The following is an 8020-nucleotide window of genomic DNA, read 5'->3' as shown; positions in this document are numbered from 1 at the left end:
TGACGGCCGATACCGATCCACGGACACCAGAAGCTCCGCACCGTGTAGTCGTCTTTGTCGGGTACGCCGGTTCCGAAATACGGGACCCACTGGGCTAAACCATAGGTGTGGCATTGCTGGGTGTAGATTGGCTCGTTGCGGTAATCGCTCCGCAGCAACGGCACTGCCCGGCGAAGCGTTTCAAGGTCGTTGCGCCGCCCGCCGCTGGCGCAACTGTCAATCGCCATACGGGGGTGTCGCCGGCGCAACTCGTCCCAATAGGCGAGGTAGCCCTGCACGTGCAGGTTCTCGCTCATGCCTTGCCGGTCAGGGGAATCGCCGTTCCTCCAAAACGCCAACGGGTCCATGTTGAAATCCTGGCGGTAAAGGTCGATCCCCTGCTCGGTCAGTAGCCGATCGACATGGTCCGTGAGCCACTGGCGTGCTTCCGCGTTACCAAGATTCAGCAGGCTGATGTTCGCGCCGATTGCCTGCCCGCTGAAAAGCCACTCCGGATGGGCATTCGCCAGCCACGTATCGGGCCATACACGTTCCGGCTCGAACCACACGACCAACTTCAGCCCCCTCGAGTGAACGTAGTCGGAGACTTCCTTGACGCCGTTCGGATAACGGCCAGGGTCAGGTTCCCATGTGCCGACCTTGGGCCACCCCGGACCATCGCAGGGATACCAGCCCGCGTCGAGCCACCAGTAGTCAAGCTTGACCCCGCCATCGAGGTAGGCCGCGGCGTACTTGATTTCTTCGGCAGCGACGCTCTGCATCCCGGGGTAGTAATCGGACGTGCACATCATCAGCGCGGGGGGCATAGGTTCTCCGCCGGGCCGCGGCACGTTATGAGCGAGCATCCACCGCCGCCAGAGATTCTGGGCCCGCACCGGGTCAGACCCTTTCCAGAACAACAACGCGATAAGCGGCGTGCGAATCTCTTCGCCGGGTTTCAGCCGCAAACGCGTCAGCTCCTGACCGGCGACGATGCGAATTCCTTTTTCGCCATCACAGGTGAAACGCGTTGCCCATTGACCCGGCCAGCCGACAGCCAAAATCACGCCGCCGCCAGGCATTGCAAGGTTATAATAAGGAAACGCTCTGTTGGTGGGCCGCCCGCCGTCGGGCACGAATGTCTGCGCCGCATTGGCTCCAAGGGTGATTTCGTACGGTTCATAGCTGTCCGCAGTGCAGAAATCACCCTTGATGCCCCGCAACACGAACTCGCCGCCATCGCCACGCTCCCACCGGGCATCCAGCGCTTGAATGTTCTCGAGCAGCTGCGAATCAGCACTGCCCGTGTTCCGCAAATAGACCGTCCACTCGACGACGGGGAAGTCGCTATACGCGGCCAATACACACCGCACTTCGAGTCCCGTTCCGGGCTCGGTCCACGAGAGCGTGCGCACCGTGCGCTGCTGGTCGAGCGCACGACTGTCCTGCAGAAACTTCCACGCGCCGAGCAACTCACCCGATGGTTTTCCGTCGTACGTAAACGAAAAGCAGAGCGGTGCCGTGTTTGACTCCGGAACGTTCTCAAATGTTGCCGCGGTCCACTGCCGGGCTTCCATCATTTCATCGGGGGCAGGCAAGACAGCTGTGGCGGACTCTGCAATCATCACAAACAATAGGGGCGCGACGCTGAGCGATATTCTCGTCCTGTTCATGGGGCCTCCTGCGCTTGCGTGTTGGAAATGCCTGCCCGCAAATCAGAGGTCTGATACACGATTGCCGAATGTGCCGGGATAACTGCGTGGGTCGGCTCCTTCCCAATTTCAATGGCCACTCTTTCTTCCACCAGTGCTTTCCCCTGCGCTGCCACGTATTGTTGGCACTGGGAAAGCCTGGTTGGATTACGCCCCCACGGCGAAGTGCCTGGAATACCCTATACCGTATGACACGATGGAGCTGACTGTCAACGTGCCCCCCAGGAGGCACTCCCAAAACACACGTTGGGATGATATCCCTTCTGGTCTGCGGAATAAACAAACCAGGTTTGACGAATCCGCCAGTCAGCGCTATCGTTGAACTTAACGCGCGCGTGAAAAGGATTGAATCCGCGTTTGGGGGCTGCAACAAGGACACGACCGCAGAAAGGCTCTCTACTACATGCAACGGTACAACCTTCGCAATGTATTCCTCGAGGTGCTTGGGCTCGCTTGCTTCTGCGCGGAATCGTCCATCGCTCAGACGCCCGATTACCAAATCATCGTTGAAACGCCTTATAAGGAGCTGAGCAATGAGTTCTCGTGGTCTCACCCCTATCTGGCGGCGATTCCTCCGGCAGACCACGCAGGGACGCCGATGGTGATCATGCTCGCGCAAAAGATGCTGAAGAATGACGCTGGCGACTATTACTCGGGGTCATATGAATTACGAACCGGCGACCTGAGCATGACCTGGTCTGGCCCGACGGCGGTCCCCGAACTCGCATGGGTCAAGGAAGACGGCTACGACATGGCCCTTTCCGGCATGGTCCCTAATTGGCATCCCCAGACGGCAAAAATACTGGCCATCGGACATTGTGCCATGTACGATCAAACTGGAACCTACATCGACCGGCCGGGCTCCCAGTGGGTTTCGTACACGGTCTACGATCCCCAGACCGGCGCGTGGTCCAGGGGACAGCCGCTCGGACAACGCGGGCAGGACTATTTCGGCACCGCGGCAAGCTGTGACCAGTGGTTGATCGAGCCCGATGGAACGGTTCTTGCCCCAGTCTACGTGCAGCCATCCCAAGGCGCCCGCTGGGCAGTGGCTGTGTGGAAATGCGCGTTCGATGGCAAGAGCCTATCGGTTGTGGCCCGAGGCGACCTGATCGCTCGCGACCGGTTGAGGGGCATGCATGAACCGTCGATCACGAAGTTCAGAGGCCTCTACTGGCTGACGATTCGCGCCAACGACACGGCATTTGTCGCCACGAGCCGCGACGGACTCCATTTCGAACCGCCTATCGAGTGGAAATTCGACGACGGCCAGCCGTTGGGCAGCCAGAACACCCAGCAGCACTGGATCACGCATCATGAGGGACTGTTCCTGGCCTACACGCGCAAGACCGGCGACAATGACGACGTCTTTCGGAACCGCGCGCCTCTGTTCATCGCTCAAGTTGACCCGGATGAAAGAGTCGTATTGAGGTCAACCGAGCGCATACTGTTGCCGAACCGCGGCGTGCCGCTGGGGAACTTCGGAGTCAACCACGTCACACCGTACGAAACTTGGGTTTCCGCCGGCGAATGCATGTGGCCCTACCACGGCAAGCTCCCCACAGACCGCGGCGCAGAAGGCGCAATCCTGGTGGCCCGTATTATCTGGTCCAATCCCAACGGAGACGTGCCCTGAGGAATTCGGGCGCGAACACCTCTGGCGGAAGCATTTACCCCACAACGAGGGCAGTTTTCGGCAGCCACCTGCCTGCCCGGCGATTGTTGACAGTCCTCGCGAAGGCGCTCATAATCGAGTTCGAAGAATCAAGCTGGTCCCCTCGCAATCCGCGGCAGAATGGATTCTAAGCGAGGGGCATGTCGCCCGGGACAAGTATCGCGAGCATCACGCCGCGGGAGCCATCGAGGCGGTGAACGGCTGGGGGTCCAAGCGGTCCGTTCTGAACACGGCGCATGGTATCGAGGAGGCAAAATGACACGTGCAGAGAAATCAGGCAAGAGCCGCGGCACGACCCGGCGTGATTTCTTGAAGAGTTCGGCTGTGGCGGCCTCGGCCGCCGTTGCGGGCGCCCGCGCCATCGCGCCTAACGCGCACGCCGCCGGCAGCGACGTCATCCGAGTCGGCATGATCGGCTGCGGCGGCCGAAATACCGGCGCTGCCGCGCAGGCATTGACCGCGGACCCCGGAGCCCAACTCGTCGCAATGTGCGACATCTTCATGGACCGCGTCAAAACCAGACGCGAGCGGCTCAGAGACCAGAAGAAAGACCAAGTCTTCGTCGATGACGACCACTGTTTCGCGGGCTTTGACGGCTATAAGCACGTGATCGAAGCGTCTGATGTCGTGGTGATTGCCAACGCCGCGAAATTTCACCCGCTTCACGCGATGACAGCGATTGAAGCCGGAAAGCACGTGTTCGTCGAGAAACCCCATGCTATCGACCCGGCGGGCGTCAAACTCATGCAGCGTGCCGCCGATTTGGCTAAGGAAAAGGGCCTGTGCCTGGTTTCGGGGTTGCAAAGCAGGTATCACATCGGATTCGCCGAGACCGTTCAGCGTATACACGACGGCGCCATCGGCGATGTGATCAGCATCGAAGAGAACTTCCTTCGCGAGCCTTACGTAATCATTGACCGCGCACCCGAGTTGTCCGAACTCGAGTGGCAATGCAGTACGCAGTATCATTTCCGCTGGCTCTCCGGGGACGACGTTCCGCAGTCGCTGGTGCACAACCTGGACCGGGCCAGTTGGGTGCTGCACAACGCCATGCCGGCGAAATGCCACGGCCTCGGCGGGCGCTCCTCTATGACGGCTCCGATTTACGGCGACGTATTCGACCACCATTCCGTCGTGTACGAATTTGACAGCGGCGTCCGAATATATGCCCTCTGCCGGACCACTACAGGATGCTACAACGAGTCCTCCAGCACTGTGTTCGGGAGCAAGGGCAAGGCATCCATCACGGGTTGCCGCATCTGGGGCGAAACCGAGTGGCGCTGGGAGGAAGCATGCGATCCCTATCAGATCGAGCACGACGTGCTGTTCAAGGCTATCCGGTCGGGGGAGCCCGTCAACAATGGCGACTACATGGCCCGGAGCACCATGATCGGCGTGATGGGGCAAATCTCCTGTTACACCGGTGAAGAGATTGCCTGGGACCAGATAAACAACTCCGACTTCGCTTATCCGCCCAGGCCGGAGGATTGCCGTGATGGTATGGAACCGCCGGTTGTACCCGACGCCAACGGCATCTATCCCGTGCCGATTCCCGGAGTCACGAGGTTTCTCGAAGCCTGACAAGGCGGGTAAGTAACGATACGCATCGGTGCATTGTTGTTGCCGAAGATGCTGCGTCCCGGTTTCTGTGGGCCCCGTTCTCCCGGCGTCTCTGATTGCACGCTGCGGACATAAGCGTATTTCCCCGCGCGGGACCAACGCCCGCTCCTGTCAGAAAAGCGTGGCCCCCGGCTTCCTGTCCGACTTTGCCGCATGCTTCTTCTTAGCGTAGAATTCCCGGAAACTGTGCACAATCTACTTCAGGAGAGAGTCGATGAGCCGAGCTTACGAAATTCACGTTATCGCCAATACCCACTGGGACCGGGAATGGTTGTACAATTTCCAGGAAACTCGGCTGATGCTCGTTGAGCTCCTCGATTTGCTGCTCGAGGTTTTCGAGGCCGAGCCAGCCTACAAATCGTTCCTGCTGGACGGCCAGTCCGTGCCCGTCGAGGACTATCTCGAGCTCCGGCCCCAGCACCGCGCCCGTATCCAAAAGCATGTGGCGGATGGACGGTTGCTCATCGGCCCCTGGTACACCCTCCCGGAATGTTTCAGCGTGAATGGCGAGTCTCTGGTTCGGAACCTCACTTACGGACACCGGGTAGGGCAGGAATTCGGCGGCGTGATGAAGGTAGGGCACACTGCGTTCTCTTATGGCCAGAACTCGCAGATGCCGCAGATCTACATGGGTTTCGGCATCGACGTCATGTTGTTCTACCACGGCGTCTCGCACGATGAGGTTGCCAACGAATTTATCTTCGAGGGGGCTGATGGAACGCGAATTCTGGGTTCTCAAATGAGTTCAGGCGCGCGCTACAACTTCTACCATAACGTCTACCGGCCCGCTGTCTTCGGCAAGGCGATTGCCGACCGCATGTATGAGTGGCGGGAAGGCGGGCTGCCGTTCCATCTGTGCCGCGAAGCCCGGGCCGCGGGCCATCACATGCTTCTTGACCCCGTTCGGGGGTTCGATCGGGAACGGGCGCGCGAGTGCATCGCAGCGCTCCGCGACCGCGAAGCCGCCGTCGCCACAACGAAATACCTCGCGTTCATGATGGGACACGACAGCAGTATCCCTGACCTGGTAGAACTCGAACTCATCAAAGAAGCCCGCAAAATCCTCAAGGACGATACGATTTTCCACAGCCGGCTCCCCGACCTGATGGCGAAGGTCAAGAAAGCCGCCAAAAATCTCACTGTTCTCAAGGGCGAACGGCGTACGCCCGTGCTGATGAATCAACGCATGCACCTGTACAGCGACGTGCTCTCGAGCCGCACACGGGTCAAACGTCTCAACGCGCTGGCGGAACAGGCGCTGCAGCGTTGGGCGGAGCCATTCGCGGCGCTGGCATGGCGCATGGGGGCCGAGTACCCGTCCGCCGCCCTCGATCTCGCCTGGAAAACCCTCCTGAAATCTCAACCGCACGACAGCATCTCGGGCAGCGGCGTCGACGACATCGAGCGTGACGTGCGCGACCGTCTCAGGCAAACGGCAAATCTCTCCGACAGCATCATGGCGCGCAGTCTTCAACACATTCAACGACGCATCGACAACTCGGACGCAGGGCGCAACGACGTCCTGCTTACCGTGTTCAACGCCTCGCCTCAAGCGCGCTCCGAAGTCGTGACGGCGGTCGTCGACGTACCGCGCACGAGCGCCATGAGCGGGTTTCAGATTGTGGCTTGCGGGACGGCCTCGGAGGCGGCCCGCGACGCTGCGCCGGTTCAGGTTGCCACACGTAAGCCGCATCATGCGGTCATCAACCACGCAGCCGATGCCACCTACATGCTGGAAAGCGAGCAGGTCAAGTTTCATTTTGAGGCGAAGGATATCCCTGCGTTCGGTTACGCCACGTTTCGGCTGGCGCCGTTCAAGACTTTTGGACGCGGCACCATGGTCTGCGGCCATCAAACCATGGAAAACGAGCACCTCCGCGTTCAGATCAATGGAGATGGCACACTCACCCTGTCGCACAAGGCATCAGGCCAGGTGTACGAAAGACTGCATTTCTTCGAAGACGGCGGCGAAGTAGGAAACGCCTGGATGCACATCGAGCCCGGGGCGGACCGTATTGTCTCGAGCATCGGCTCACCCGTCACCATCTCCCTCGAAGAGAACGGGCCGCTTCTGGCCCGCTTTCGCATCGACTGCCACATGACCATTCCCGCCCGGTTCGACGAGGCCAACGGTGACGCATGGCAACGTCTTGATGGCGGCGGCAGCGCGTCCCGGCGCAGCGATGAGACCGTGCCGCTCCTTATCACATCCCATGTGACCTTGCGCCGGGGTGCGCGGTCCGTGGATATCACGACGCGGTTCACCAATGCCGCGCGTTATCACCGCCTGCGGGTCTTGTTCCCCACGCGGCGGAAGACCAGGACCTGCCATGTTGAAACGCCGTTTGACGTCGTTGAGCGTCCGGCCACCCACCCGGCCGACAGCCCGTGGCAGGCTGCCAATGCTACCTTTCCCATGCAGCGGTTCGTTGACGTGAGCGACCAACGCGGCGGACTTGCCATCATTAACGACGGCCTGCGCGAGTATGAGATCACGCCCGGCGAGGAGCGCGCGGTGGCCCTGACGCTGGTCCGGGCCTACGAGATCGCGCTGACGACTGTCAGCAAGCGCTGGGAGCGCCACCCGGAAATGGAGCTGTCGCAATGTCAGGGCGAGCATGAATTCCGGTATGCGCTCTACCCCCACACGGGCTCATGGGATAGGGCCGGCGTCTTCAGCGAAGTCGAGCGGCTTGCCGTACCGCTCGAAATGGCGCAAGTGGGCCCCCACGCCGGGGACTTGCCACAACGCCTGAGCTTGCTGAGCGTGACGCCGCCGAACGCCGTCGTCAGCGCCCTCAAGCAGTCAGAAGACGGCAAGGCGCTTGTCCTGCGTATGTTTAATCCTACAGGCAAGAAAGTGGGCGCGGAGATTAAGACCCGCGCGAGAATCCGCGCAGCGCATCTGTTGACCCTGGAAGAGCTTCCCGTGAAGAAGCTGGCCGCCCTGGGGAAGTCGGTGAAGGTCTCCCTTGCGCCCAAGAAGATCGTAACCCTGAAACTCGACATGGATTCCGTCTAGGTCGACGAAACG

General features: G+C 60.4%; 4 protein-coding genes. 3 read left to right on the top strand and 1 reads right to left on the bottom strand.

From position 1 onward, the window contains the following. Positions 1-1652 (bottom strand): alpha-galactosidase (locus tag PLJ71_16555; GenBank protein ID HQM50300.1); only part of this gene is annotated, 1652 nt, incomplete at its 3' end. A 442-nt stretch (positions 1653-2094) separates the two neighbouring features. Between PLJ71_16555 and PLJ71_16550 the strand changes: the two genes are divergently transcribed. The 3 genes from PLJ71_16550 (at position 2095) to PLJ71_16540 (ending at position 8008) form a co-directional block, all read left to right on the top strand. Continuing rightward, positions 2095-3327, top strand: coding sequence for an exo-alpha-sialidase (locus tag PLJ71_16550; GenBank protein ID HQM50299.1), 1233 nt, complete (start codon positions 2095-2097; stop codon positions 3325-3327). Between the two features lie 294 nt (positions 3328-3621). Beyond that, positions 3622-4947: a Gfo/Idh/MocA family oxidoreductase gene (locus PLJ71_16545; GenBank protein HQM50298.1), complete on the top strand. Its 1326-nt coding sequence runs from the start codon at positions 3622-3624 to the stop codon at positions 4945-4947. A 253-nt stretch (positions 4948-5200) separates the two neighbouring features. Next, a complete protein-coding gene (locus PLJ71_16540) occupies positions 5201-8008 on the top strand; it encodes a glycoside hydrolase family 38 C-terminal domain-containing protein (protein HQM50297.1) in 2808 nt (935 codons plus the stop codon). Positions 8009-8020: the final 12 nt, after the last annotated feature.

The sequence above is a fragment of the Candidatus Hydrogenedentota bacterium genome (assembly GCA_035416745.1).
Classification (GTDB): domain Bacteria; phylum Hydrogenedentota; class Hydrogenedentia; order Hydrogenedentales; family SLHB01; genus UBA2224.
The sequence above is the reverse complement of the archived record's forward strand: the minus strand, read 5'-3'. Positions and strand labels throughout refer to the sequence as shown.

Coding starts and splice junctions, on each gene's coding strand:
- PLJ71_16550 (HQM50299.1), top strand. CDS start 2,095: ATGCAACGGTACAACCTTCGCAATGTATTCCTCGAGGTGCTTGGGCTC.
- PLJ71_16545 (HQM50298.1), top strand. CDS start 3,622: ATGACACGTGCAGAGAAATCAGGCAAGAGCCGCGGCACGACCCGGCGT.
- PLJ71_16540 (HQM50297.1), top strand. CDS start 5,201: ATGAGCCGAGCTTACGAAATTCACGTTATCGCCAATACCCACTGGGAC.